The sequence below is a fragment of the Rhizobium sp. 862_C5_N1_2 genome (assembly GCF_051811205.1).
Lineage (GTDB): Bacteria > Pseudomonadota > Alphaproteobacteria > Rhizobiales > Rhizobiaceae > Rhizobium > Rhizobium leguminosarum.
Map to the genome: position 1 here is coordinate 2179591 of NZ_JBPWPT010000001.1, position 25826 is coordinate 2205416.

The 25826-nt window shown below is 61.0% G+C and carries 20 protein-coding genes, 1 pseudogene and 1 riboswitch; of the genes and pseudogenes, 11 read left to right on the forward strand and 10 right to left on the reverse strand.

The window, feature by feature from the left end; translation table 11 throughout:
* Positions 1-1170, reverse strand: coding sequence for an ABC transporter permease (locus ACD590_RS11020; RefSeq protein ID WP_018242240.1), 1170 nt, complete (start codon positions 1168-1170; stop codon positions 1-3).
* A 100-nt stretch (positions 1171-1270) separates the two neighbouring features.
* On the opposite strand from ACD590_RS11020, the gene dgcA reads away from it, so the two are divergent.
* Complete coding sequence (dgcA, locus tag ACD590_RS11025; RefSeq protein ID WP_018242241.1) at positions 1271-2254, forward strand: N-acetyl-D-Glu racemase DgcA; 984 nt, start codon at positions 1271-1273, stop codon at positions 2252-2254.
* Here dgcA and ACD590_RS11030 read toward each other — a convergent pair.
* Together ACD590_RS11030 and ACD590_RS11035 are read right to left on the reverse strand one after the other, a co-directional pair.
* Positions 2206-3426 carry an MFS transporter gene (locus ACD590_RS11030; RefSeq protein ID WP_018242242.1) on the reverse strand — a complete coding sequence of 407 codons (1221 nt, stop codon included), beginning with the start codon at positions 3424-3426 and terminating at the stop codon, positions 2206-2208. The genes dgcA and ACD590_RS11030 overlap by 49 nt on opposite strands.
* A gap of 165 nt (positions 3427-3591) precedes the next feature.
* Positions 3592-4431, reverse strand: coding sequence for a UDP-2,3-diacylglucosamine diphosphatase (locus ACD590_RS11035; protein WP_439002545.1), 840 nt, complete (start codon positions 4429-4431; stop codon positions 3592-3594).
* 207 nt (positions 4432-4638) lie between these two features.
* Between ACD590_RS11035 and ACD590_RS11040 the strand changes: the two genes are divergently transcribed.
* Positions 4639-5388 carry a histidine phosphatase family protein gene (locus ACD590_RS11040; RefSeq protein WP_439002546.1) on the forward strand — a complete coding sequence of 250 codons (750 nt, stop codon included), beginning with the start codon at positions 4639-4641 and terminating at the stop codon, positions 5386-5388.
* Positions 5389-5686: 298 nt separating this feature from the next.
* Here the strand turns inward: ACD590_RS11040 and ACD590_RS11045 are convergent, their stop codons facing one another.
* Positions 5687-7126, reverse strand: coding sequence for an FAD-binding oxidoreductase (locus tag ACD590_RS11045; RefSeq protein WP_427148491.1), 1440 nt, complete (start codon positions 7124-7126; stop codon positions 5687-5689).
* Positions 7127-7360: 234 nt separating this feature from the next.
* Here ACD590_RS11045 and ACD590_RS11050 point away from each other — a divergent pair, with 234 nt between their 5' ends.
* Positions 7361-9673 (forward strand): NADP-dependent malic enzyme, encoded by a 2313-nt coding sequence (locus ACD590_RS11050; RefSeq protein WP_018445155.1) that lies wholly within the window; start codon positions 7361-7363, stop codon positions 9671-9673.
* A 157-nt stretch (positions 9674-9830) separates the two neighbouring features.
* Here ACD590_RS11050 and ACD590_RS11055 read toward each other — a convergent pair whose 3' ends face one another.
* The gene (locus tag ACD590_RS11055) at positions 9831-10364 is read right to left on the reverse strand and encodes a ribonuclease H family protein (RefSeq protein ID WP_439002547.1); all 534 of its coding nucleotides are present in this window, start codon (positions 10362-10364) and stop codon (positions 9831-9833) included.
* Here ACD590_RS11055 and ACD590_RS11060 point away from each other — a divergent pair.
* Together ACD590_RS11060 and ACD590_RS11065 are read left to right on the forward strand one after the other, a co-directional pair.
* Positions 10348-10503, forward strand: coding sequence for a hypothetical protein (locus ACD590_RS11060; protein WP_162804580.1), 156 nt, complete (start codon positions 10348-10350; stop codon positions 10501-10503). The genes ACD590_RS11055 and ACD590_RS11060 overlap by 17 nt on opposite strands.
* Positions 10504-10858: 355 nt before the next feature.
* Entirely contained in the window at positions 10859-11944 is a 1086-nt protein-coding gene (locus ACD590_RS11065) for a DUF2865 domain-containing protein (protein WP_439002548.1), read from the forward strand.
* A gap of 117 nt (positions 11945-12061) precedes the next feature.
* Here ACD590_RS11065 and ACD590_RS11070 read toward each other — a convergent pair whose 3' ends face one another.
* Entirely contained in the window at positions 12062-12808 is a 747-nt protein-coding gene (locus ACD590_RS11070) for an SDR family NAD(P)-dependent oxidoreductase (RefSeq protein ID WP_018242250.1), read from the reverse strand.
* A gap of 307 nt (positions 12809-13115) precedes the next feature.
* Between ACD590_RS11070 and ACD590_RS11075 the strand changes: the two genes are divergently transcribed.
* Complete coding sequence (locus tag ACD590_RS11075) at positions 13116-13958, forward strand: PhzF family phenazine biosynthesis protein (RefSeq protein ID WP_130652512.1); 843 nt, start codon at positions 13116-13118, stop codon at positions 13956-13958.
* 531 nt (positions 13959-14489) lie between these two features.
* Positions 14490-15674 carry a phosphatase PAP2 family protein gene (locus ACD590_RS11080; RefSeq protein WP_018242252.1) on the forward strand — a complete coding sequence of 395 codons (1185 nt, stop codon included), beginning with the start codon at positions 14490-14492 and terminating at the stop codon, positions 15672-15674.
* Positions 15675-15783: 109 nt separating this feature from the next.
* On the opposite strand, the pseudogene ACD590_RS11085 reads toward ACD590_RS11080, so the two are convergent.
* Both ACD590_RS11085 and bluB read right to left on the reverse strand, forming a co-directional pair.
* Positions 15784-16461: pseudogene (locus tag ACD590_RS11085) on the reverse strand (molybdopterin-dependent oxidoreductase); the annotation flags it as partial.
* Positions 16458-17144 carry a 5,6-dimethylbenzimidazole synthase gene (gene bluB, locus ACD590_RS11090; RefSeq protein ID WP_439002549.1) on the reverse strand — a complete coding sequence of 229 codons (687 nt, stop codon included), beginning with the start codon at positions 17142-17144 and terminating at the stop codon, positions 16458-16460. The pseudogene ACD590_RS11085 and the gene bluB, both read right to left, overlap by 4 nt.
* Positions 17145-17186: 42 nt before the next feature.
* Positions 17187-17374: riboswitch (cobalamin riboswitch) on the reverse strand.
* Positions 17375-17548: 174 nt separating this feature from the next.
* Between bluB and ACD590_RS11095 the strand changes: the two genes are divergently transcribed.
* From ACD590_RS11095 to ACD590_RS11110, 4 genes are all read left to right on the forward strand, one after another.
* Positions 17549-18952, forward strand: a complete 1404-nt coding sequence (locus ACD590_RS11095) for an MFS transporter (RefSeq protein ID WP_439002550.1) — start codon at positions 17549-17551, stop codon at positions 18950-18952.
* Between the two features lie 270 nt (positions 18953-19222).
* Entirely contained in the window at positions 19223-21100 is a 1878-nt protein-coding gene (locus tag ACD590_RS11100) for a methyl-accepting chemotaxis protein (protein WP_130716499.1), read from the forward strand.
* Positions 21101-21160: 60 nt separating this feature from the next.
* Complete coding sequence (locus tag ACD590_RS11105; RefSeq protein ID WP_113542091.1) at positions 21161-21742, forward strand: hypothetical protein; 582 nt, start codon at positions 21161-21163, stop codon at positions 21740-21742.
* Between the two features lie 399 nt (positions 21743-22141).
* The gene (locus ACD590_RS11110) at positions 22142-23197 is read left to right on the forward strand and encodes a 3-deoxy-7-phosphoheptulonate synthase (RefSeq protein WP_439002551.1); all 1056 of its coding nucleotides are present in this window, start codon (positions 22142-22144) and stop codon (positions 23195-23197) included.
* Here ACD590_RS11110 and ACD590_RS11115 read toward each other — a convergent pair.
* Together ACD590_RS11115 and ACD590_RS11120 are read right to left on the reverse strand one after the other, a co-directional pair.
* Positions 23194-24021: a TolB family protein gene (locus ACD590_RS11115; protein ID WP_439002552.1), complete on the reverse strand. Its 828-nt coding sequence runs from the start codon at positions 24019-24021 to the stop codon at positions 23194-23196. The two genes, ACD590_RS11110 and ACD590_RS11115, sit on opposite strands and share 4 nt — an antisense overlap.
* A 25-nt stretch (positions 24022-24046) precedes the next feature.
* Complete coding sequence (locus ACD590_RS11120; protein WP_018445140.1) at positions 24047-25726, reverse strand: NAD+ synthase; 1680 nt, start codon at positions 25724-25726, stop codon at positions 24047-24049.
* Positions 25727-25826 lie beyond the last annotated feature (100 nt).

A 25826-nucleotide genomic window follows, 5' to 3' on the forward strand; every position in this document is an offset into this window, starting at 1 on the left:
CTAGAAATCGATCGCTGCATAGAACATCGCAAAAAGCCCGTCCATCAGGATGACGACGAAAATCGCCTTCACCACCGCGGCCGTCACATGCTGGCCGAGCGATTCCGCGCTGCCACCAACCTTCAGCCCCTCGACGGCGGCGACGATGCCGATCACCAGCGCCATGAACGGCGCCTTGATCATGCCTGAGAGCACCGTCGACAGGGTCACCGCCTCATGCAGGCGCGAGAGGAAATTGGCGAAGGTGATGCCGGAATAGCCCCAGGCGACAGCGGCAGCCCCGCCCAGCGAAGCGAAATTTGCGAGCACCGTCAAGAGCGGCAGCGCGATGGTCAGCGCCACCAGCCGCGGGAAAATCAGCACGCCGATCGGGTTCAGCCCCATCACCTTCAGCGCGTCGATCTCCTCGCGCATCTTCATCGAGCCGATTTCGGCGGTGATGGCGCTGCCCGAACGGCCGGCGATCATGATCGACGTCAGAAGCACGCCGATTTCGCGCAATTGCAGGATGCCGACGAGATCGACGACGAAGACCTCAGCGCCGAAGTAACGCAGCTGGAAGGCGCCCTGCTGGGCGATGATGGCCCCGATCAGGAAAGACATCAGCAAGATGATCGGAACGGCGCGAACGCCCATATGGTCGATCTGGTTGACGATGGAGGCTGGCGAAACGCCGCTGCCGCGGCCGAACTTCATCTGCGCGCCGCGCACCGCCGAGCCGAGGATATACATGGAGGCGGCGAAATTGTCCCAGAGGTCGTAGGTCATCTTGCCGATCGGCGCGAAGATGCGCGCGGCAAGCGATACTTTTTCAGTCTGCTCCGGCTCGGGCTTGGCCGGCTCCTCGGAAAACATCTCCAGCATTTCGTCGATATGCGGGTTGGTGCCTTCGAAGCGAACCGTACGCCCGCCAGCCTCTTCTTGTTTCTTCAGCCGGCACAGCAGCCAGATGCCGGCTGTGTCGATCTCCGCAATGTCCGAGAGGTCTACCGTCAGGTCGCCGGTCTTCTTCTGCAGGAGCTTTTCGAAATCGCGCAGCACCAGATGGATGTAGGCGCTGCGCCAATTTCCCTGAAGACGCACACGCTGTCCCGAGCCATCAGCCTGGTCGTCCACTTGCAGTGAGGCGGCGTTGCGATTCTCGGCGTTCAAGATACTTGTGTCTTTCAAGGCTTACAGCGACATTGCGCGAATCGCGAAGCAGATCGTTCGCCCGGCGCGTCAATATACAGAAGCACCGTGCAATTTCCATGCTTGCAGGAGAGCAATAATGCCGCGCACCCTCGATATCCAGATGAATTCCTTTCCGATTGCCGGGACCTTCACCATCTCGCGCGGGGCAAAGACCGAAGCCGAGGTCATCACCTGCACGCTTGTCGAAGAGGGAGCGCAGGGGCTCGGCGAATGCGTGCCCTATCGCCGCTACGGCGAGACGATGGAGAGCGTTTTCGCCCAAATCGAGGCGGCTCGACCGCTGATCGAGGCCGGCATCTCACGCAGCGACCTGCTGTCCGCCATGCCGCCGGGTGCGGCCCGCAACGCCGTCGATTGCGCCCTCTGGGACCTCGAGGCGAAGCAGACAGGAGACAGCGTCGCCGCCCGCCTCGGCCTTTCCGCTCCGCAGCCGCTCACCACCGCATACACCATCTCGCTCGGCGAACCGGAGGTGATGGCCGCCCAGGCGCGCGAGCATGCCGGCCGCGCCCTGCTCAAGGTCAAGGTCGGCACCGGCGACGATGAAAGCCGCATCCGCGCCGTCCGCGCCGCCGCGCCCGATGCCGAAATCATCCTCGACGCCAATGAAGGCTGGCCGGAAGCGGTGTTGGAACGTCACCTCAATATCGCGGCGCAAGCGGGTGTGGCCCTCGTCGAGCAGCCGCTGCCGGCCGGCCGCGATGGGCTGCTTGCTGAAATCCGCCGCCCGCTCCTCGTCTGCGCCGACGAGAGCGTCCACCACACCGGCGATCTCGCAAGCCTTGCCGACCGCTACGACGCGATCAACATCAAGCTCGACAAGACGGGCGGCCTGACGGAGGCGCTGTCGATGAAGGCCGAGGCCGAACGGCTTGGATTCAGCATCATGATTGGCTGCATGGTCGGCACCTCGCTTGCCATGGCGCCCGCCGTTCTGCTTGCTCAGAATGCCGATTTTGTCGATCTCGACGGTCCGCTGCTGCTTGCCCGCGACCGCGAACCCGGTCTTCGTTACGCCGCTTCCCTGGTCTTTCCGCCCGAAACCACCCTCTGGGGCTGAAGATAATAGGCTGAGATGACGAGGCCGAGGCCGGAGAACGCGACCACGGCCATGACGTAATAGCTGACGACGCCGAGCCAGGCATAGAGATAACCCGACGCCAGGGTCATCAGCGCCATCGCCATGCCGACATAGAAGAAATAGGCGCCCTGCGCCGAGGATTCCTGCGTTTCCTGCACGGTCGCCACGATCCGCCGCTGCACGCCGGTATGCACGAAGGCGTAGGTAAAGCCATGGAAACATTGCAGCAGGAAGAAACCGGCAAAGCCTGTATTCATCGGAAACAGTATCCAGCGGCAGACGCTGATGGCGCAACCGAAGCGGATCAGCGTCCAGGCGTCGAAGCGACGGTTGAGACGCTTCGACAGGAAGAACACAGTCACTTCCGAAGCGACGCCGGCGCTCCAGAGCAGGCCGACCTGCGTGCCGGAGAAGCCGAGATGATGCCAGTAGATCGAGGAAAAGGCGTTCAGCACCGCATGGCTCGACTGCTGGATGGCGACGCCGATCAGAAGCAGCAGAAGGTGCGGCTCGCGCAGACCGCTGCCGGTGGCTGCCGGAATGTTGATCGGCTGGCCGCGCCGTCGCGTCGGTCCGATGCGCGGACAGAAGATCGCCATGACAACGGTCATGATAAAGCCGAACACCATGACCGGCAGCACCATTTCGCCGCCCCACCGGCTGATCAACTGGCCCCCGACCAGCGTCGAGACGATGAACGCGATCGAGCCCCACACGCGCATCGATCCGTAATCGAGCCCCCAGCGGCGCACGCCCGAGATGACGATCGATTCAACGACGGGCACATAGGGCGCGAAAGTGGCGCCCTGCAGCGCATAGACGATCGTCACGGGCCAGAAGGTCGTCGTCCAGAACAGCGCGATCGCCGTCAGCAGCGACAGGCAACCCGACCAGAGCAGCACGTCGGCGCGCTCCTTCAATCGATCGGCGATCATGGCGACGACAGGCGCCACCAACACGCGAACCACCATCGGTATGGCAAGGATGATGCCGATCTCGTGGTCGCTGAAGCTGTGGGTTGCGAGCCACACGGGAAAAAACGGCAGGACGATGCCGTTGACGAGCAGCGGCGCGCAATAGGAAAGCGCGCTAAGCATCCGGAAGCGCGGCGGCGCTCCCTCACCCGTCGGGGAATTTTGAGCGGGAATCATGGGTGGACCTGAAGGAAACTGGACGTTGTCCTAACACACCACCCTGGAGGCGACTATTGCGAGAAATAGCCGTCCTGAAACGTTTTAGAAAATAAATAGGGCCTGTCGCCTAACGGTAACGGCTAAATTCGAGGGAGCGCAGGCGCGGATGCGCCGGCGCCAAAATCAGGCGGCTTGTGGAGCCAGTTCTGCGTCTTCCCGCTCGACGGCGGCAAGTGCTGTTACACTGCTGGCGAGCGCCCGCCAGGTGATCAGTTCGAACGTACCATCCTCGTGCTCGGCGACCGCCGTGCAACTTTCCACCCAATCACCGGTGTTGATGTAACGGATACCGTCCATATCCTGGATGATGGCATGATGGATATGTCCGCAGATCACCCCATCGGCGCCATTTTTGCGGGCTTCCTCTGCCACGACACGCTCGAATTCACCGATGAAATTGACGGCATGCTTGACCTGCAGCTTCGCCCAGGCCGAGAACGACCAGTAGGGCATGCCAAGGCGACGGCGCACCGCCGCTAGGATGATATTGATACGGATCGCCGTGTCATAGGCCCAGTCGCCGAGATAGGCGAGCAGTCGGGCATTGCGGACGACGACGTCGAACTCGTCGCCGTGCAGGATCAGATATTTTCTGCCGTCGGCGCCGTCATGCATCATGCGCTCGACGACCTCGATGCCGCCGAAATGCATGCCCGGGAAGGCCCGAAGGAATTCGTCGTGATTGCCGGGAATATAGACGACGCGCGTGCCCTTGCGCGCCTTGCGCAACAGCTTCTGGACGACATCGTTGCAGACCTGCGGCCAGTACCAGCTGCGCTTCAGGCGCCAGCCGTCGACGATGTCGCCGACCAGCACGATCGTATCGGCCTCGTGGTGGCGCAGGAAATCCAGCAGGAAGTCGGCCTTCGCGGCCTTCGAGCCGAGATGGACATCGGAAATGAAGAGCGTGCGGAAATGTCTGGGTTCCATCATGTCTTTCACGAGCTGCCACTCATGTCCCATCTTTCATCTAGCCTTCCAAAAACAGACTCGTGTTTCAGGAAGATGACAAGACCGGGAAAAGCGCTGCAAACCCGATCATTCCGCGCGGGCAGGATGCCTGTCGCCGCGCGGGCAGGATGCCCGTCGCCGCCAGGCCTACCATGTTGCCCTGCGCATTCAGGGCGTTCATGATGGCGGCGATTCATATCCGACAATGCGGGATGGCTGATGCGTCTTTTTCTCGTTCGCCACGGCGAATCCCTCGGCAACATCAACGAACAGGCCTACCGCCAATTCGGCGATCACAACGTGCCGCTGACGCAGTGGGGCCATCGGCAGGCACTCGAGGCAGGCGGCGTGATCGCCTCCTATCTCAACGCATTGCCGAGCGCGGGTTTCGGCAAGCTGCAGATCTGGTACTCGCCCTTTCTGAGGACGCGGCAGAGCAAGGATGCGCTGCTCGAAGCCCTGCCGGAAAGCGTCGTCGGCGATATCAGGGAAGATTATCTGCTGCGCGAGCAGGATTTCGGTCTCTTCACCGAAATCTATGACCACGCCGAACAGAAGCAGAAGTTTCCCGAGGAGTTCGAAAAATGGGCAAGGCTGCGCAGCAACAGCGGCAAGTTCTACGCACGACCGCCGGATGGCGAAAGCCGGGCGGATGTGGCCCAGCGGGTGCGCCTGTTCCTGCAGACCGTTATGCACGATGCCGAAAATAGCGACCGCAACGTTGTGATCGTCGGTCATGGCGTCACCAACCGGGCGGTCGAAATGAATTTCCTGCACCGCCCCGTCGAGTGGTTCGAGCGCTCCGACAATCCTGGAAACGCCGATATCACGCTGATCGAGGGGACGCGCTCGCAAGGATACGAGTCGATCCTGCTGCATCAGGCCGCCGACCGGCAGCCGGGACAGGAAGGCGAACTGCGCGATGCCTATGGCGCAGACGTGACGCTTAGGCCGATGCCCGGCGGTTAGCGACGCCTTGCAGAGCGCCGCTACAGAACCAGTGGCGGGTCACGCTCACCAAATTGCCAGCGCCGTATTCGGCCCAATCCTCAAGCGCAGCGAACATCAATGCGTCATGTGGCCTTGCCCCGAAACTAGAGCCCCTTGATGGCGAGGACGTTGGCCACAAACCGACTCTATCATGAGGATCGCCTCAATGCATTGGAGCGACATCACCGCGCGGTTGCGGCTCGCCTTGGGCAGGTCCGCCGCGCGTTAAGCAAGCGCGCGGCGGAGGCTCCAACGCCTTGATTCCACGCCAGTCCCGTCAGGCAGCTCGCACCGCCGCCATCGGTTTCACGTTCTGATTCATCCGGAACAGATTGTTCGGATCGTAACGCCGCTTGATTTCGGCAAGGCGACCGTAGTTGGCGCCGTAAGCGCTTTCGACCCGATCGACCTCGTCCTCCGGCATGAAGTTGATGTAGGCGGTGCCGACCGAATGCGGCTTGGTTGCCTCGAAGAGCTCCCGCGCCCAACCGATACAGCTTCCATCCATCCCGGCTTCCCGCCAGCGCGCATGCACATTCATGACGAAATGCGAGCTTCGTTGCGGAAATGCAGTCGCCTCGGTGGGTACGCGGCCAGCAGCACCACCGACATGGCCGATGAAGATCTCGCATTCCGGTCCGGGCAGCTTGCGCACGGCGTTGAGCAGGACGTCGATCGCCGCATCCGAGAGAGAGGCGAAATCCTGGCTCTTCCAATAATTGCGCGCACCGGGCGTGAGCAGCGGGTCGAATGCCTGTTGCCAGCCGGTGAACGGCACTGGGCCGACGACGTCGGCAATCGGATTTCCGATCGCGCGCAATCTGGCCGTTGCCTTTTCGCCCGCCGCAATGTCTCCGCAATAGCACATGGCCAGCACCACGATCTCCTTGCCGTGCCATTCGGCCGGAAGGAACGGCAGCGGCGGCGCCTGACGCATCACCACCCAACAGGTCAGTTCGTCAGGGGCCGCCTCCAGCGCCTGCCGGTACTCCTTGAGCACCTTTTCAGCATCGGCGAAGGGATGCACGACGAGCCCGGCCAGAACCTCTGTGTTGAGAGGGTTGAGCTGGAATTCGAAAGAAGTCACGACGCCGAAATTGCCGCCGCCGCCGCGCAGCGCCCAGAAGAGATCCGGCATTTCTTTTTCGCTCGCCTTGACCAGCTCGCCATCGGCCGTCACCACATCAACCGAAAGCAGATTATCGAGCGTCAGCCCGAATTTGCGGGTCAGCCAGCCGAAACCGCCGCCGAGTGTCAGGCCGGCGATGCCGGTCGTGGAATTGATGCCGGTCGGCAGCACCAGCCCGAAGGCCAGCGTTTCCTTGTCGACGTCGGCGAGTGTCGCGCCCGGCTCGATCCTGGCGCGCTTGGTCTGTGGATCGACCCGCACCGATTTCATCGCTGACAGGTCGATGACGATACCGCCCTCGCAGACAGCATTGCCGGCGATGCCGTGGCCGCCGCCACGCACCGAAACGAGCAGATTATTGTCGCGTGCAAACCGCACCGCCCGCACCACATCGGCAGCACCGGCGCAGCGCGCGATAAGCCCGGGCCGGCGGTCGATCATCGCATTCCAGATCGTCCGCGCTTCGTTGTAATCCATGTCCTTACTGGTCAGGAGACTGCCGCGAAATCCGGCGGCAAAAGCATCGATGGCCACGTCATTGACCATCGTCTGCCCCCTTTGCAGGGTCGTGAGGTTCAAATTGTCCATGATTTCCTCCATGCGACCGGCGCCCCGCACCGTCGCAGCCGGCATCCTGCGCCTGTTGAGGTCGTCAAACAAGTTTTCCAAAAGGATTAGCCATTGGCATCAGGGTCGAATGGTCGTCCCGCGGGTCCCCCGCCCACCTCACGAAAACTTCTCCCATCCCTCATTTCCATACTGTCGCCCGTATCCGATTGATGTATGGAGGGAACTCCCCAAAAGACGTGCACGGAGGCGGCGATGGATCACCCGGAAAAATCCAAGACGGAAAAGAACCTAACGAGCGGCGATCTCGACGAACAGGCGCTTTTCTTCCACCGCTATCCCCGCCCCGGCAAGCTGGAGATCCAGGCGACCAAGCCGCTCGGCAATCAGCGCGACCTGGCGCTCGCCTATTCGCCCGGCGTTGCCGCCCCTTGCCTTGCTATCCGTGACAATCCCGAAATGGCAGCCGAATATACCTCGCGCGCCAATCTCGTTGCCGTCATCTCCAACGGCACCGCCGTGCTTGGCCTCGGCAATATCGGCCCGCTTGCCTCCAAACCTGTTATGGAGGGCAAGGCGGTGCTCTTCAAGAAATTCGCCGGCATCGACGTCTTCGATATCGAGATCGACGCCGCAGGCGTCGACCAGATGGTTTCGACCATAGCCTCGCTGGAGCCGACCTTCGGCGGCATCAACCTCGAGGACATCAAGGCGCCGGAATGTTTCGACGTCGAGCGGCGCCTGCGCGAGAAGATGAAGATCCCCGTTTTCCACGACGATCAGCATGGCACGGCGATCATCGTCGCCGCTGCGATCCTGAACGGGCTGGAACTCGCCGGTAAGAACATCGCCGACATCAAGATCGTCGCCTCCGGCGCGGGTGCCGCCGCCCTCGCCTGCCTCAACCTGCTTGTCATTCTCGGGGCAAAACGCGAAAACATCTGGGTCCACGATCTCGAAGGCCTCGTCTATGAGGGCCGCACCGAGCTGATGGACGAATGGAAATCCATCTATGCCCAGAAGAGCGACACGCGTACGCTGGCCGAAAATATCGGCGGCGCCGACGTCTTCCTCGGCCTGTCGGCGGCCGGCGTGCTGAAGCCGGAATTGCTGGCGCAGATGGCCGACAAGCCGTTGATCATGGCGCTTGCCAATCCGACGCCGGAGATCATGCCGGATCTCGCCCGTGCTGCCCGCCCCGATGCGATGATCTGCACCGGCCGCTCGGATTTCGCCAATCAGGTCAACAACGTCCTCTGCTTCCCTTATATCTTCCGCGGCGCGCTCGATTGCGGCGCCGAGACGATCAATGAGGAAATGAAGATGGCGGCCGTACGCGCCATCGCAGCCCTTGCCCGCGAAGAGCCGTCGGATGTCGCCGCCCGCGCCTACTCCGGCGAGACCCCGGTTTTCGGCCCCGATTATCTGATCCCCTCGCCCTTCGATCCGCGCCTGATCCTGCGCATCGCGCCTGCGGTCGCCAAGGCCGCCGAACAGAGCGGCGTCGCGCGCCGCCCGATCCAGGATTTCGACGCCTATCTCGACCAGCTGAACCGCTTCGTCTTCCGCTCCGGTTTCGTCATGAAACCGATCTTCACTGCGGCCAAGGCCGCCGAGCGCAAGCGCGTCATCTTCTCCGAAGGCGAAGACGAACGCGTATTGCGCGCCGCCCAGGTACTGCTCGAGGAAGGCCTTGCCGAACCGATCCTGATCGGCCGCCCGCAAGTCATCGAGACACGCCTGAAGCGCTACGGCCTGCGCATCCGGCCGCTGCAGGATTTCGAGGTCATCAACCCGGAAGACGATCCGCGCTTCCGCGAATATGTCGATCTCTATTTCTCCCTCGTCGGCCGCCGCGGCGTCATCCCGGAAGCCGCCCGCACCATCGTACGCACCAACACCACCGTCATCGGCGCGCTGGCGCTGAGACGCGGTGAGGCCGATGCGCTGATCTGCGGCCTGGAAGGCCGTTACGAGAAGCATCTGCGCGACGTCCGCCTGATCATCGGCAAACGCAAGGATGTCCGCGACTTCTCAGCCCTCAGCCTGATGATCTCGCAGCGCGGCGCCACTTTCTTCACCGACACCTACGTCACCTTTAATCCGAACGCCGAAGAGATCGCCGAGGCGACGGTGCTCGCGGCCGAGGAAATCCGCCGTTTCGGCATCACCCCGCGCGCCGCTCTGGTCTCGCATTCCAACTTCGGCTCGCGTGAATCCGAAAGCGCCACGAAGATGCGCAACGCCCTGCAGCTCGTGCGCGAAGCCGCACCCGACCTCGAGGTCGATGGCGAGATGCACGGCGAAAGCGCCATCACCGAGGCACTGCGCAAGCGCGTCATGCCGGACACGACGCTGCACGACGAGGCGAACCTCCTGGTTTTCCCGAACCTCGATGCCGCCAATATCACGCTCGGTGTGGTAAAGTCGATGACGGACGGTCTGCATGTTGGCCCGATCCTGCTCGGCACCGCCCTGCCCGCCCACATCCTCGCCCCCTCGGTCACCTCCCGCGGCGTCGTCAATATGGCGGCACTCGCCGTCGTCGAGGCATCGCAACCGGCCTGAGCCGGCTCAGACTGCTGACAAAGTCGGCCAACTCCTCGCCATGATCGGGCTTGTCCCCAGCATCTGCAGCCGGTTGATTTGCAGGCGCGGGGCCTGGGATATAATCCTTCGGTACGAGCGGCCTTGAAGCCGCTCCGACACATGTCCTGATGCCGTCTCAGGCACTCCGCAGGGACAGGCGCCCTTTATCCGCGAGCGCATCCGCGCGCTCGTTGCCGGCAATGCCGGAATGGCCTTTGCACCAGGCGATGGTCACCAGACCATTCTGGGATAGTTGAAGATCGACCGCTTTCCAGAGTTCCGCATTGGCGATCGTTCGGCTTCGGGTATTCCCGTTCGGGTTGCTTTTCTTCCAGTCGCTGTTCTTCCAGATATGTCGCCGGCTGTTGCAGCCTTTGACGGCATAGACGGAATCGGACCAGATAGTCGCAGGCTCGCCGCTTGCTCCGCTGTTGATCCAGATTGCCGCCCTGAGGACGGCGGTCAATTCCATCGAATTATTGGCGGAATCCTCGACGCCACCGAAGCCGGAGGCGATCTCGGCGGCATCACGATAGGCGACAAATGCCCAGCCCCCGTGCCCGGAACCGGGTTCATAACAACCGTCCACGAAGACGTGGAGGCCGTGTTGGGCTTCGGGTATCCCGACTGTCGCAGCAGGGGAGCGAAGTTCGTTGGAAATACCTGACATTTTCGCCGTCCTTCTCGCCTTCGCCGCGCCCACCGCAAGACCACTGCGGCTTGCGGCGACCTGCCCCATATCCCACGTCTTGATCACCTCCCGCGGCGGCGTCAACATCGAAGCACTGGCCGTGATCGAGGCGTGGTAAGTGCGGTATCATAAAGAATGCACCGTCTGTAAACCTACCCGGCGCCAAGCGGCATTGCAGCGACCGGAGTTCTCCCTATCCCTCGTTGGGGGGGTAGTGGCGGAGGTAGCTATGAAAGCTGATCTGGCGAGCGAGAAGAAGAATCAAGTCCCGGAAAATTGAAAGAAGAAAGTCCCGCTTTTGGCGGCACAACAAATTCTCCCCACAGATGGGTCGCCCGCATTTGCTGGATAAGATCGCGAAAATGCGCTAGGAATTTCTCCAAGCTTATTAAGAGAAACACGTTAAGAGACAACGCGCGGCGATCGAGGCCGCAATCGACCGATCGATTCTTTGCTCATTCCGGGACGACGCCGTGAAACGCCGAAACCTGTCTCTTGCCCTTCTCCTTGCCTTTGCGGCGCCTGCCGCCGCGCAAAACAGCGCCGTCTGTGAGGACCTGCGCGGTCGCCTTGCCGACTTGCCGCGATCGATCGGCAATGGCAACGGCCCGGAAGCCCGCCAATATTCCAGCGCCATGGCCGAGCAGAACCTCGAGCTGCGCAAGGTTCGCAACGAGCTGCGCAGCAATGGCTGCACCTCGGGCAGCATGGTGGTGATCGGCGGCGAGAATGACGATTATTGCGCCGAACTTTCGCAGTCCGAAGCGCGCATGATCGACAATATCCACTATCTCCAGGACCGCCGCAACGAACTGGCCGACCAGAACGGCGCCGATGACGACGCACGCCGCGAACTGGTCGCGGCTCTCGACCGCAATGGCTGCAACAGCGAAAACTTGTATGCCCCGAGCGATCGCAGCGCCGCCGACCCCGCGCCAAGCGTCGAGGAACAGGCGCTACGCACCGATACTTTCATTCCGCTCGGCGGCGGTGAAGAGGTCGATCCGCGTTACGGCCTGCCGCGGGCCGAGATGCTCTCGCCGGTCAGCACCATGTGCGTGCGCAGCTGCGACGGCGGCTTCTTCCCGATCAGCTCGAACGCCACGTCGGTCGATTTCGGCCGCGATGCTCAGACCTGCGCCAAGATGTGCCCGGGCATCGAGACTGAACTGTTCTATCGTGACGTGACGAGCACCGAAGCCTCGAATATGATCTCGGTCGCAACGGGCACGCCCTACAGCGCCATGAAAAATGCCTTTGCCTACAAGAACCGCACGCCCGGGGAAAAGTCCTCCTGCGCCTGCAATCTCACAGCCTATTATGAGGAGATGCGCGGCAAGCAGGCGGTGAGCGAACCGCCGCAGCAGGGCTCGATCACCACCATCCGCACCAAGGCGAAGGATGCCGCCGCGCCGCAACCGTCCGTTCCCGAGCGCCCCTACGATCCCACACAGAACCGCGTCCGTCAGGTCGGCCCGCAGTTTCTGGCCGGCGATCAGGGCTCGATCGACCTCGCCAATCCGGCAACGCCAGGCCCGCAGCCACAACAGCAGCAGTGATTGAACAGCTGGAACTGCGGTGGCGGAGCAATAGCGGCGTTGTGCCAGGCCGCATGAGATGACGGCGATGTCACGTGAACGTGCGGCGGGATGTGAATGCGGGTCGCTTGAGCATGGTCAGTAGGTCGTACGACCGCCGCTCAGGTCGAACGTCGATGCGGTCGTGAAGGAGTTCTCCTCGGAGAGCAGCCAGACGACCATCGAAGCGATCTCGTGAAGTTCAACAAAACGGTCGCGCGGAATGCGGACGCGCATATATTCGATAAACTCGGATGTCAGCCCGTCCAATATAGGTGTCTTTGCTGTGGTTGGCGTTACCGCGTTCACGGCGATTCCTGTCTTTGCGAGTTCCTTGCCAAGAGACTTGGTGAAGCCCAGCACACCAGCTTTCGCTGCGCTGTAGGCGGCGATGTTCGGATTTCCTTCCTTGCCCGCAACCGAAGAGATGTTCACAATCCGCCCGTAGTCGCGCTTTAACATGACCGGAACGACGTGCCGGCAACAATTGAAGGTTCCCGTGAGGCAGACATCGACGACGTCTTTCCATTCACCGAAATCGTATTCGATCGTGGGCTTGACCGGACCGGTAATCCCGGCGGAATTGACGAGGCCGTCGATACGGCCAAAAATCTCCTCGGTCGCCGCCGCCGCATTTTTCACTGATACGGGATCTGCGACGTTGACGCCGAAAGCGACCGTGCCAGATCCGAGAGCGGAAGCGCTGTCCTTCGCCATGTTTTCGTTCAGGTCCCAGATGGCCACCTTGCCACCGGACTGGATGACGCGCTCTGCGATAGCGTAGCCGATGCCGCGCGCACCGCCTGTGATCACGATGATCCGTTCCTTCAAGTCGATCATGTTCATTGGGCCGTTATCCTCCGAGTGAGCCACCGATAGCCGAATATCTATTGGAAATTCCGGGATTTCGCCTTCAGCGTATCGATATGAAGGTCAGGAATTTATCCCGAGTCCGAAACTATGCCGAGCCCATTCCCTAAAGCCCGAGATTTCCGGTAATCAAGGATTAAAAGCTCGGCATAATTTGAACGCTTTGGAAGACCGGGTATGCCCGAAGCGGAAATCTTTGTCTGCATCCGTTACTCCGAAAGGCATTCTGCAGCCCCCTTGTGTATAGACATTGGCGCACGCTATTCGAACAGTAGGAGATGCTATGAACAGCAATCTTAAAGAGCTATCGTTTCAACAGGTTGATGTTTTTTCCTCGGAGCGAATGGGTGGAAATCCACTTGCGGTGGTAGTGGATGCGGACGATCTTGATACATCAACGATGGCCAAGTTTGCCAACTGGACCAATCTAAGCGAGACGACCTTCCTCCTAAAGCCGACGGTCCCGGATGCTGATTATCGCGTCAGAATTTTCACGCCGCATCAGGAGCTACCCTTTGCCGGACACCCGACTTTGGGTAGCTGCCACGCATGGCTGACCTTGGGCGGAAAGCCAAAGCAGCCAGTTGTCATCCAGGAATGTCAGGCGGGTTTGATCCGGATCAGAAGAGACGGCGATATCCTCTCATTTCTGGCTCCAGATTTGATCAAGACTGGACATATCGATAACGATCTAATGAAACGAGTTATGAGCGGTCTAAGTCTGTCACCTGAGATGATAGTCGATGCGAGTTGGGTAGACAACGGTCCCGGTTGGATGGCCTTGCTCCTGAAAAGCAGAGACGATGTCCTACGTGTCCGTCCGAACTACCAGAGTATTTCCGGACTAAGGGTAGGCCTGATTGCACCATGTTTGGGGGACGTCGATGGTGTGGATTTCGAGGTCCGCGCCTTCACCGCCGCTGGTTACGAAGACCCAGTCACTGGTAGCCTAAATGCGGGTTTGGCAAAATGGCTCATTTCCGCAAATCTCGCGCCGCCTTCATACATCGCTGCGCAAGGGACGGTCTTGGGCAGGTCAGGGCGGGTTCATGTCCGGCTCGAATCTGAAGATATTTGGGTTGGCGGCAATGTCGTTACCTGCATAAACGGAAAAGCTATCCTCTAAGACAGTCATCGACCTGAGGCCGATGACTGCAATTGGCGCTTTCCTGCCTACTGAAAGTTCCTCGATAATTGGTGGGGTCGGCATGGACGTCGCGGCCCTCACCGCGATGTCCCTAGCTCCGGCAGGGATCAGAGTTTGTCTAAAAACGCCAATAGCTTGTCGCCAGCCCTGAACCGGCCAGGCGATTGTCCATTATACGGATCGATCTTGGCTAGAGCGGCCTCCTTGATCCTGCTCTCATTGATCCTTTCACTTGGCAGCGCTTCGCGGTATAATTAGAGCGGGCTAAAATAGAAAATGGGACGGCCGTCAAAACAGAAAACCTTCCGTCTTTGGGCCGGGGATCAACTATGGGGGTCGAAAATGCTTAGCGGCTTTAGCAGGGCCTGCGCGCTAATCCTTTTGTCAGGGAACTTCGCTTTCGCCCAATCGGATCAGATAGAGCCAAACGCTGGAATGTGGAAGACGTGGGTAATCACGTCGGGCAAAGACTTCCGAGTCCCGCCCCCACCGGATACTTCCGCAACCGAGTTGGAGCAGGTTCGCGAACTTGTCGCAAAGAACGATGCGCAGGTCGCCGCCAAGATCACATTCTGGGACGCCGGTTCGCCCGGCTATCGATGGATCGACCTGGTCAACAACCGTCTTCTCGCAAACCAGACGATCCCCAATGCGCATCGCGTCTACACCTATTTGACGATGGCGGTCTACGACGCCACCATCGCGGCTTGGGAGTCGAAATACTTCTACAATCGCCCCCGCCCGAGCGAGGTGGATACGACACTGCCGACTGCGCTGCCTACGCCTCGGAGTCCCGCTTATCCATCCGAACACGCGGCCGCCGCCGCCGCCGCCGCGACCGTTCTTGCCTATTTCTTTCCCGACGAGGCGTCGTCGTTCCAGGCGATGGCCGAAGAAGCCGCACAGTCGCGTGTCCTTGCCGGTGTCCAGTTCCCAAGCGATTCATCCGCCGGCCTGGAACTGGGGCGACGCGTGGCAGAGCAAGTGATTGCGCGGGCAAAGGCCGACGGCTCCGATGCCGTCTGGACCGGCACCGTGCCGACCGGGCCGTGCATGTGGGTCGGAGACAAACCCGCCAATGCAACCATGCCAAACTGGAAGCCGATCCTGCTCGAGACAGCCGATGAATTCAGGCCACCGACTCCGCCCGACTGCAAGTCTGCGGCCGTGAAGGCCGAGACGGATGCAGTCCGCCAGTTTGAGCGAAAATTCCCCAACAGCTACAAGGCGTTCTACTGGCAAAGTCCATCCGGCCTGTTCACAGACTGGTATGACTATGCCAGCAAGTGGATGTTCGAGGACAAGACGGATTCGAACCCGCCGCGCGCCGCACGGGCTTACGCGATGCTCGCAACGGTCTACTACGACGCCTACATTGCAAGCAACGACGGGAAATACGCTTATTGGTACCTGCGGCCCAACATGCTTGACCCGAGCATCACTCCCCTGTTCGCAGTGCCGGCCCATCCCAGTTATCCGTCGAATCACTCCACGTTGTCGACTGCCCGATGCGAGGTGCTTGCCTATCTGTTCCCCGACCAGGCGGAGTTCATCCGAACGGTCGGCAAGGAAGCGGGCGATTCCCGCATCTGGGCCGGCATCCACTATGAAATGGACAACCGGGCCGGTGCCGCACTTGGCAAAGCAGTCGCCGGGAAATTCATCGAGCGGGCAAAAAAAGACGGGGCAGACTAGCGGAAGGGCCGCTAGCGCCTTTCTCCCGAAATGTCGCAATCCTAAGCGAAGGGTTCTCGGTGGAACGTTCCGTTCACTCAGCAGCCGACGTGCGAGGCAGCAACGTTTCTCAAACGATGCGGATGCGGCGCGTCACCTGGCCATTGCTTTCCCAGTATGTGTGCTTTTTGGCGATCAAGGGATCGTCCATCGCCGGTTGAATTTGCCCTGCGGTACTGATCGCGCGCGAGGTCACCGTGTGTTCTCCAGGCGAGGGATTTGGCCAATCCAGTGACCAAATCTTCCAGGCGTATTCGGCCTCCTCGCTGTGATCGATGACTGCCGGCATCCAGGGCCCTTGATCAATTTTCAGTTCGACCCGGTCGATCGGTGCACCCCAGGCTGCGCCGACGACCCGGTGACCCGAGTCGTTGCGCGTGACCTTGGCGGGCGCGGATTTCAGCAAGGCCCGGCCGACCGAGGTCTCGGCCCGCACGGTCTCGCCTTTGTGCTCTTCCTCCCGGATGGTGACATAGTCGCGGCCCATCAGCAGGCTCATGAAGCGGGTGTCGCGAACCTCGATGCCCTTCAGCCACTTGACGTTGGCGATCCCGTACCAGCCCAGAGTTATCAGCCGCAGCGGGAAACCGTTGGGGGCAGGCAGGGTCGCTCCGTTCATTTCGTAGCAGAGCAGATTGTCGGGGTTCATCGCGTCTGCGAGCGACATGCTGCGAGCGAAGTTCTGTTGCATCTTGATGTCGCGAATCGTGACCTCGCCTTTGTCGGTGCCGAAGAAGACGACCTCTAGGTGTTCAGTCCCCATCCATCATGGAAGACGAGTTCCTCGAGCGGCAGCCGCTGCCGCCAGCCTTTGACGGACAGTTCCGGCTCGTCATAGAGCCGGTCGACGAAACCGGCACAGAGCCAGGCGACCACCTCGATATGCTGGGGTATACCGAGAATGCTCTTCAGGTCGCTTTCATGAAAGATGCTGACCCAGCCGATCCCGACCCCTTCCGCCCGCGCCGCAAGCCAGAGATTCTGGATGGCGCAGACTGTGGAATAGCTATCCATCCTGGGATTGTGCGTGCGCCCCAGCACGACGCTGCCGCTGCGGGTAGGATCGCAGGTCACGCATATGCCGAGCGGCGCCTCGACGATGCCTTCGAGCTTGAGCGAGCGGTAGGCCTGCCGCCGTTCGCCTTCGAACATCAGCGCCGCCTCCTCGTTGGCCCTCGCAAAAGCATCCCGGACGCGCGCCCGCACGGTTGCGCTTTTCACCAGAATGAAATTCCACGGCTGCATAAAGCCGACGGAGGGTGCATGATGGGCAGCCGTCAGCAGCCGCTGCACAAGGTCATCCGGCAAGGGATCGGGCAGGAACTGGCTGCGAACGTCGCGCCGCGTCATGATCGCATGATAGACGGCCTCGCGTTCGGCCAAGGAAAAACCGGACGCCGCCGAAAGGGCATCATCATCAAAGGGTCGCATCGTCAAATCCCCAACAACGCAACCGCCCCGCCGTCCGCGCGGATCGGTCTATCTAGCCAGGCCGGTCTTCTGACTCGGCGTCATCCGTCTGCCGCAGCCTTCCCGGCAAAAAGCCAGTGGCGTGATGAAGCGGCAAGCGTCAGCCTTACAGCGTTGGGCACGTTCCGGCTTTGCACCGGATTCCCGATTCTCCCGCCTGGACGGCGGGCACCTGACGGCGCATCTATTTCAGGAAAGCGCGGCGGCGGCAAGCCGGCCCTCATACCGCCGACACGTTGCATGCGACATCGACTTCATGGACAGAGGCGCATCGCTGCCTTAGAAACAAACCGATCCTGACCGACGCCCATGGCGCCGCACTTTTTCTCTTTGCACTTTGGTTGCCCGTGCCCCGCCTCACGCCCATGATCCTTGCGGTCGCCCTGTTCATGGAACAGATGGATTCGACGGTGATCGCCACCAGCCTACCGGCGATCGCAGCCGATATCGGCACCTCGCCGATCGCGCTGAAGCTCGCCGTTACCAGCTATCTCGTGGCGCTGGCGATCTTCATCCCGATCAGCGGCTGGATGTCCGATCGTTTCGGCGCACGCAACATCTTCCGCATGGCGATCTTCGTTTTCATGATCGGTTCGATCGCCTGCGCCTTTTCCAATTCGATCACGGCCTTCGTCATCTCACGCCTGATCCAGGGCGCCGGCGGCTCGATGATGACGCCGGTCAGCCGCTTGCTGCTGGTCCGGGGAACGCCGCGTCACGAACTCGTCGATGCCATGGCCTGGCTCACCATTCCAGCGTTGATCGGTCCGATCATGGGTCCGCCGATCGGCGGCTTCCTCACCACCTACCTCACCTGGCACTGGATCTTCTGGATCAACGTCCCGATCGGCGTGCTCGGCATCATCCTCGTCACCCGTTTCCTGCCGGCGGTTGAGCCACGCAGTCCCCGGCCGATGGATTTCCCCGGCTTCTTTCTTTGCGGCCTCGGCTTCTCCGGCTTCGTCTTCGGCCTGTCGGTGATCAGCCTGCCGGCCGTGCCCGTTATCTATGGTTACGTCACCGTTGCGATCGGCATCCTTGCCGGCCTCCTATACCTCCTGCATGCCCGCCGCGTGCCCTATCCGCTTCTCGATCCGAAGATGTTCCGTTACCCGATGTTCCGGGCGGCAATCCTCGGCGCCTCGAATTTCCGCATGGGACTTGGCGCCCTGCCTTTCCTGATGCCGCTGATGCTCCAGCTCGGCTTCGGCCTGACGCCGCTGCAATCGGGCTCGGTCACCTTCGTCAGCGCGCTCGGCTCCATGGGCTCGAAATTCGCCGCCTCGCGCACCTTCAATGCCTTCGGCTTCCGCACGGTGATCTCCCTCACCACCTTGCTGGCGGCGATCTTCCTCGGCATCAACGGCCTGTTCACCGCCGAAACGCCACTGTTCCTGATCATGGCCTGCCTGCTGATCGGCGGCCTGTTCCGCTCCATGGCTTTCTCCGGCGTCAACGCCATGGCCTTCGGCGATGTCGATGATGCCGACAGCAGCCAGGCAACCGCAATCAATGCCGTTGCCCAGCGTATCTCCATGGCGATGGGTGTGGCGATCGCCGGCGGCATCCTCGAAATTTCCAGCAGCTTTCACGACGGCAGGCTGCTGGTCTCGGATTTCCACATCGCCTTCTTCAGCGTCTCGGCGATTTCGGCGCTGGCCTGCATCACCTTCCTGCGCCTGCCCCAAGATGCCGGCGCTGAACTGACGGCGCGCGGCCGCAAGCGCCGGCACGTCGAGCCGGAAGAGGCCGTGGCTGAAAATAGCTGATCTCCCTGACGCCACGGAAGCCCTGCTACACCCACCGGTTCGCAAGGCTCGGCGCCGGCGGCAGCAGGCGCGAATGGCACGCGTGTGCTCAGCATTCGTTTCTACTTTATGATTTATTCACACATCAAATACACACTGCGTTTGCGCGTTTTGGGTTGCTATCAGGACATGGGCATGAGCGCTCGTGATGCGACCGTCAGCGTCGATGCCCGTATTGATACGCCAGTCGGGAACATGTCCGACTGAGCCGCAATTCTAGGCCGCCGCGGAATGTTCCATTTTTTGAAAACGATGCCTCTGACAGCCAAGCTGGCGGCGATTATCGTTGCCGTAAACCTCTGCGGCATTTCCGCTTTCGCCACCTATACCTGGATGTACGAAACCCGGGCGTTGATCGATGGCGCCAAGGCGAACTGGTCCAAGGATGCGGAGCAGTTTGCATCTCTGGCCGCCGGCGGCGTGAAATGGGGGAAGGCGAACGCCGTTCGCGAGGCTTATTCGCTCTACCGCGACGACCCCTCGCTCGATCTTGTACAGTTTGCCGCATTCAACGCGGAACCGGCATCAGTCGATACGTGGACACGCGACGGCATCAACGGTTTGCCTGCACCCGCCGATCTGGCGAAGCGTCTCAGCGCGAAACCGGAAAAGACGACTGTCGATGATAGCGGAACATCCGCCGGCGTGGTCACGATCATCGCGCCGCTTCCGCTGGATAAGGCAGGCAAGGCCACCGGCTACATCGTCACGAACTGGTCTGTCGAAAAAATCGCTTCCGAAGTCAGGCAGAAAGTTCTCATTTCGTTGCTCACGCAGTCCGCGATCACCGCCATGGCCGTCGTTGCCTTCCTTCTCGCCATGCGCAGCCTGGTCGGCCGGCCCATCAGGGTGATCAGCGAACGAATTAGCGCGTTGCAGAAAGGCGATCTGGTCTCTCCCGTCACCTACAGGGAAAATGGCGACGAGATCGGCTTTCTGGCGCGAGCATTGGAAGTTTTCCGTCACGAGGCGATTGCGAAGGTCGAGAGAGAGCAAGCCGCTGCCGAGCAGAGTGCTTCGCTCGACGCCGAACGGGCGCGCAACGCATTGTTGACCGAAGAGGCCAGCAACACGCAACGGCTGGTCATGAACGCTCTCGCAAATGCATTGGAAGGCCTTGCCGCCGGCGACTTCTCGATACACCTGGCCGATGTCGGTCCCGAATTCGATAAATTGCGGCAGGATTTCAACAACATGGTCGATGCGGTCGCGGCCGCTCTGACAGAGATCAAGACCGCTTCCGTGGCGGTTGAAACCGGCTCGAGCGAGCTGGCGACCTCCGCAGATCAACTCGCCAGGCGGACCGAGCAACAGGCAGCAGCATTGGAACAGACCGCCGCCGCACTGGATGAGGTGACCACGACGGTCAGAACATCGTCGCAACGGGCCGAAAATGCCGGGCAGTTGGTCGAGGAGACAAAGCGGAGCGCCCATGTCTCGGCGACGGTGGTGCGTGATGCGATCGGGGCGATGGACCGGATTCAAACCTCGTCGAGCCAGATCGGCCGCATTATTGGCGTCATCGACGAAATCGCCTTCCAGACGAACCTGCTTGCGCTGAACGCCGGCGTCGAGGCGGCGCGCGCCGGCGAAGCCGGCAAGGGTTTTGCGGTTGTCGCGCAGGAAGTGCGTGAGCTCGCCCAGCGGTCTGCAAATGCAGCCAAGGAAATCAAGAACCTGATCAATGTGTCGGGCGACGAAGTTGCTGCGGGCGTCGGGCTGGTGAACCAGACCGGCGATGCCCTCCTGAAGATTGAGGAGCAGATCAACCGCATCAGCGACAGCATCGCTTCCATCGTCCAATCCTATCGCGAACAGGCGACGGGCCTGCAGGAAATCAACAGCGCGATCAACCAGATGGATCAGACGACACAGCAGAACGCGGCAATGGTCGAGGAAACCAACGCAGCCTGCCACGAACTGCTGTCGCAAGGACGCCTGCTGCAGGACTCGGCCGGCAGGTTCATCGTCGGCGCGTCAGCGGCAAGCCAGCCCAAAGCCGTTCAACCCACCCGCCAATCTCGTCCCGAGCCGAGAGCCTTCGTGCAGCGGCATGCAGGAAATGCCGCCGTTGCCGCCGCTGCTCCCGGAGCCTGGGAGGAGTTCTGACGTCGTCTTCGCCCGATAAGCCTTAGTTCTCAACAACCTATAATCAGGAAGGAAACAGTTGTGAAGAAACTCGTGCCCGCATTTCTTTTGGCCTGCACCGCATTTGCAATGCCGATGGCCGTATCCCTCGCACAGGATGCCAAGCTTGCCCCGATCTCCGACTACGTGACGAGCGACGTAAAGCCCTGGCTGAACGACCCTGCCATCATCGAGGCCGTCAAGGCGCAGAATGCTGCCAACGCCAATCTCAGCGCTGCCGATATCGACGCCCTCGACAAGAAGTGGCGTGCCGAAGTCGATGGCTCCGACCACGCCATGATCGACGGCGTGCTCAACAATGCGCTGTCGAAATTCCTTCAGGGCAAGAAAGAAGCTTCTGGCGGCAAGATCACCGAGATCTTCGTCATGGACGCAAAGGGGCTGAATGTCGGTCAAAGCGACACCACATCCGATTACTGGCAGGGCGATGAGGGCAAGTTCCAGAAGTCCTTCGGAGCCGGCAAGGACGCCGTCTTCGTCGATGAGATCGAAAAGGATGAATCGACCCAGACGCTCCAGTCGCAGGCAAGCGTCACGATATCAGACGACGCGGGAACGCCAATCGGCGCCATCACCGTCGGCGTGAACGTTGACGCCCTGTGATCTCAGGAACTGCGTTTTCTAGAACAGTGCGAATGACCGTCGCCCGAGAGCATCTTTAGAGCGACAGGTTTAAACAAAGCTTAGAGCGCGTCGCATGCACGAGATCGAGTGCGACGCGCTTCTTGCCTCGCCGGGGTGTCCCTCCGTAGAAGCCGTTGCCGTCCCCCGGAGCGCTGGATTTTCGGACAGAAAATTCTACGTGACATCACGCAGGCGTGGCGCTACATACGCCCCATGTCGATCACATCAATCAACGCCTTGGGATTTTATTGGTACCGCTGCTCTCAGCGGATGCGGGTCCATGCGTAACTGAATTCGACGCGACGACAACCCGAACAGCCGCTAGTCTACCTGGCGGCTTTTTTGTTCCGCACGGTATGACCAAACAGGAGCCATACCGTGTCTGATACCATTGATGATCTGCGTATCGTCGAGATCACCCCACTCACCAAACCTGCCGATATCATCGCGGAAATTCACCGCAATGCTACTGTCACGGACACCGTGACCAGCAACCGTGATGCGATCCATAAGATCCTCCAGGGCGAAGACGATCGCCTGATCGTCGTCATCGGCCCCTGCTCCATCCATGACCCCGTTGCGGCTCGGGAATATGCCGCACGGCTGGAGGAACAGCGACGCCGCTTCGCCGACGATCTCGAGATTGTCATGCGCGTCTATTTCGAAAAGCCTCGCACGACCGTCGGCTGGAAGGGCCTGATGAACGACCCGCATCTCGACGGCAGCTACCGGATCGAGGAAGGGTTGAGGATTGCGAGACGCCTGCTGCTCGATATCAATGCGATGGGCCTTCCGGCCGGCGTCGAATTCCTCGACACGATCACGCCGCAATATATTGCCGATCTCGTCAGTTGGGGTGCGATCGGCGCACGCACGACCGAAAGCCAGGTGCACCGGCAGCTTGCCTCCGGCCTTTCCTGCCCGATCGGCTTCAAGAACGGCACCGATGGCGGCGTTCGCGTCGCGCTGGATGCCATCCTCGCAGCCTCGCAGCCGCATCACTTCCCGGCCGTCACCAAGGACGGCCAGGCAGCAATTGCCTCGACGACTGGCAATGACGACTGCCACATAATCTTACGCGGCGGCAAGCGGCCGAACTATGAAGCGGCCGATGTCGAAGCGGTCACCGGCGAAGCCATCAAGCTCAGTGTCGCCCCGCGCATCCTCATCGATGCCAGCCATGCCAACAGCGGCAAGGATCCGATGAACCAGCCGCTCGTCGTCAAATCCGTGGCCGCGCAGATTGCCGCCGGCAACAGCGACATCAAGGGCATGATGATCGAAAGCAACCTCGTCGCCGGCCGCCAGGACCTCGTTCCCGGCAAGCCGCTGGTCTATGGCCAGTCCATCACCGATGGCTGCATCGACTGGGATATGTCGGTCGCGGTGCTGGAAGATCTGGCAAAATCAGCCCGCGAGCGGCGCCGGACCTAGTCAGCCGGAAAATAGCGGACATAGGCGAATTCTTCGCCATCAGGAGACCAGCAGGGCACGTTGATTGTGCCCTGCCCCCCGAAGAGCTCGAACAGCGTCTTCAGATTGCCGCCGTCCATGTCCATCAGCCGCAGCCGCACGTCGAGATCGCGCGGATGGTCGAAAACCGAGGGGTCGTAGGAGAGGATCAACACCTTGTCATTCGAAGGCGACGGATGAGCGAACCAGTTGCCCTGATTGTCGGAGGTCACCTGCTCGAGCCCGGTGCCGTCGGGGTGGATGCGCCAGATCTGCATCAGCCCGGTGCGGCTGGAATTGAAATAGATCCATTGCCCGTCGGCGGAATAATCCGGCCCGTCATTGCGGCCTTCGCCATGCGTCAGCCGCGTCTCGGCACCACCGTCGACGGAGATGGTGTAGATATCGAAGACGTCGTCGCGGATGCCGCAATAGGCAAGCTGGCGCCCATCCGGCGACCAGCCATGCCAGTAGGACGGCAGGTTCTGAGTGACAAGCCGCGGCGTGCCGCCTTCGATCGGCAAGGTATAGATCGCCGACTTGCCGAATTCGGTCTTGTCGGAGATGACAATCTTCGTCCCGTCGGGCGAAATGCCGTGATCATTGTTGCAGTTGACGGCAAAGCCGGTATCGACCTTGACCATCTCGCCGCCATCGAGCGGCAACCGGTAGAGCAACCCGTCGCCGTTCAAGAGCAGGTAGGAACCATCGGGCGAGAAATTTGGCGCCTCGACCAGTTTCTCCGTCTGCCAGACCTCGCGGGCCCTGCCCGTCTTGACGTTGTAGATCTCGACCGAGCTGCGCATGTTTCCTCCCGATATTTCCATGGTCTCAGCGGTCCCGGAACCGATTGGTGATGGGATAGCGCCGGTCGCGACCGAAATTCTTCTTGGTGATCTTTACCCCCGGCGCCGATTGCCGCCGCTTGTATTCGGCGAGATAGAGCAGATGCTCGACCCGGTGGACGGTCGCAACATCATGGCCGCGCGCGACGATCTCCTCGACCGCCATTTCCTTCTCCACCAGGCATTCGAGAATATCGTCGAGAACGGGATAGGGCGGCAGCGAATCCTGGTCCTTCTGGTCGGGACGAAGCTCGGCCGAAGGCGCCTTGTCGATGATATTCTGCGGGATCACCTCGCCAGACGGCCCTAGCGCACCCGGCGGTACGTTTTCGTTGCGCCAGCGGGAAAGCGCATAGACCTGCATCTTATAGAGATCCTTAATCGGGTTGAAGCCGCCGTTCATGTCGCCGTAGAGCGTGGCGTAGCCGACCGACATTTCCGACTTGTTGCCCGTCGTCACCACCATCGAGCCGAACTTGTTAGAGATTGCCATCAGGATGACGCCCCGCGCCCGGCTTTGCAGGTTCTCTTCGGTAATGCCACTGTCCGTGCCTTCGAAAAGGCTGGCGAGCGCGCTGCTGAAACCCGTCACCGGCTGTTCGATCGGCACGATATCGTAACGGCAGCCGAGCGCCTTGGCGCAATCGGCCGCGTCCTTCAGCGAATCCTCGGAGGTGTAGCGGTAAGGCAGCATGACGGTGCGCACCCGCTCTTCGCCAAGTGCATCGACGGCGATCGCCGCGCAGATCGCCGAGTCGATGCCGCCGGAAAGGCCGAGCACGACGGTCTTGAAGCCGTTCTTGTTGACGTAGTCGCGAAAGCCGAGCAGGCAGGCGCGGTAATCGGCTTCCTCGCGCTCTGGAATATGCGCCATCGGCCCTTCGGCACAGTGCCAGCCGCTGTCGCCGCGCTTCCATGTCGTCACCGCCAGCGCGGTTTCGAACTGGCTCATCTGGAAGGCGAGCGACTTGTCGGCATTGAAGGCGAAGCTCGCGCCGTCGAAGACGAGTTCATCCTGGCCACCGAGCTGGGCGGCATAGATCAGCGGCAGCCCGGTCTCGATCACCTGCTTCAGCACCACCTGATGGCGGATATCGACCTTGCCGCGATAATAGGGCGAACCGTTCGGCGACAGCAGGATTTCAGCCCCGCTTTCAGCCAGCGTCTCGCAGACGCCGAGATCGCCCCAGATATCCTCGCAGATCGGAATGCCAATGCGCACGCCGCGGAAATTCACCGGCCCCGGCATGGCACCCTGGTCGAAGACCCGCTTCTCGTCGAACTCGCCGTAATTCGGCAGGTCGATCTTGTCGCGCACCGCAATCACCTTGCCGCCGTCGAGCACGGCGACGGAATTGTAGCGCCCGGTCGCGTCCTGCCTGGGAAAACCGATGATGACGCCCGGTCCGCCATCGGCAGTGTCGGCAGCCAGGCTCTCGACCGCCTTCCAGCAGGCACGGATGAAGGCGGGCTTCAGCACTAGGTCCTCCGGCGGATAGCCGGAGATGAAAAGCTCGGTCAGGACGAGCAGATGCGCGCCCTCCCGGCCCGCGTCAATACGCGCCTCGCGCGCCTTGGCGAGATTGCCGGCGACATCGCCGACCGTCGGGTTGAGCTGGCCGATGGCGATGCGGAAGATATCAGAAAGAGCGTTTTCCTGTGTCATGTCATTTATTTAGCCTGCGCCTTTCGCGACCGCAACACGTTCGCGTCGAAAGCGACACTTCGCGACGACGAAATTTTTATGAACGGATCGCGCATGGCGC

Excerpts from the sequence above, each read along its gene's own strand:
- dgcA (WP_018242241.1), top strand. The coding sequence starts at position 1,271 with ATGCCGCGCACCCTCGATATCCAGATGAATTCCTTTCCGATTGCCGGG.
- ACD590_RS11030 (WP_018242242.1), bottom strand. The coding sequence starts at position 3,426 with ATGATTCCCGCTCAAAATTCCCCGACGGGTGAGGGAGCGCCGCCGCGC.
- ACD590_RS11035 (WP_439002545.1), bottom strand. The coding sequence starts at position 4,431 with ATGGGACATGAGTGGCAGCTCGTGAAAGACATGATGGAACCCAGACAT.
- ACD590_RS11040 (WP_439002546.1), top strand. The coding sequence starts at position 4,639 with ATGCGTCTTTTTCTCGTTCGCCACGGCGAATCCCTCGGCAACATCAAC.
- ACD590_RS11045 (WP_427148491.1), bottom strand. The coding sequence starts at position 7,126 with ATGGACAATTTGAACCTCACGACCCTGCAAAGGGGGCAGACGATGGTC.
- ACD590_RS11050 (WP_018445155.1), top strand. The coding sequence starts at position 7,361 with ATGGATCACCCGGAAAAATCCAAGACGGAAAAGAACCTAACGAGCGGC.
- ACD590_RS11055 (WP_439002547.1), bottom strand. The coding sequence starts at position 10,364 with ATGTCAGGTATTTCCAACGAACTTCGCTCCCCTGCTGCGACAGTCGGG.
- ACD590_RS11070 (WP_018242250.1), bottom strand. The coding sequence starts at position 12,808 with ATGAACATGATCGACTTGAAGGAACGGATCATCGTGATCACAGGCGGT.
- ACD590_RS11075 (WP_130652512.1), top strand. The coding sequence starts at position 13,116 with ATGAACAGCAATCTTAAAGAGCTATCGTTTCAACAGGTTGATGTTTTT.
- bluB (WP_439002549.1), bottom strand. The coding sequence starts at position 17,144 with ATGCGACCCTTTGATGATGATGCCCTTTCGGCGGCGTCCGGTTTTTCC.
- ACD590_RS11095 (WP_439002550.1), top strand. The coding sequence starts at position 17,549 with ATGATCCTTGCGGTCGCCCTGTTCATGGAACAGATGGATTCGACGGTG.
- ACD590_RS11100 (WP_130716499.1), top strand. The coding sequence starts at position 19,223 with ATGTTCCATTTTTTGAAAACGATGCCTCTGACAGCCAAGCTGGCGGCG.
- ACD590_RS11115 (WP_439002552.1), bottom strand. The coding sequence starts at position 24,021 with ATGCGCAGCTCGGTCGAGATCTACAACGTCAAGACGGGCAGGGCCCGC.
- ACD590_RS11120 (WP_018445140.1), bottom strand. The coding sequence starts at position 25,726 with ATGACACAGGAAAACGCTCTTTCTGATATCTTCCGCATCGCCATCGGC.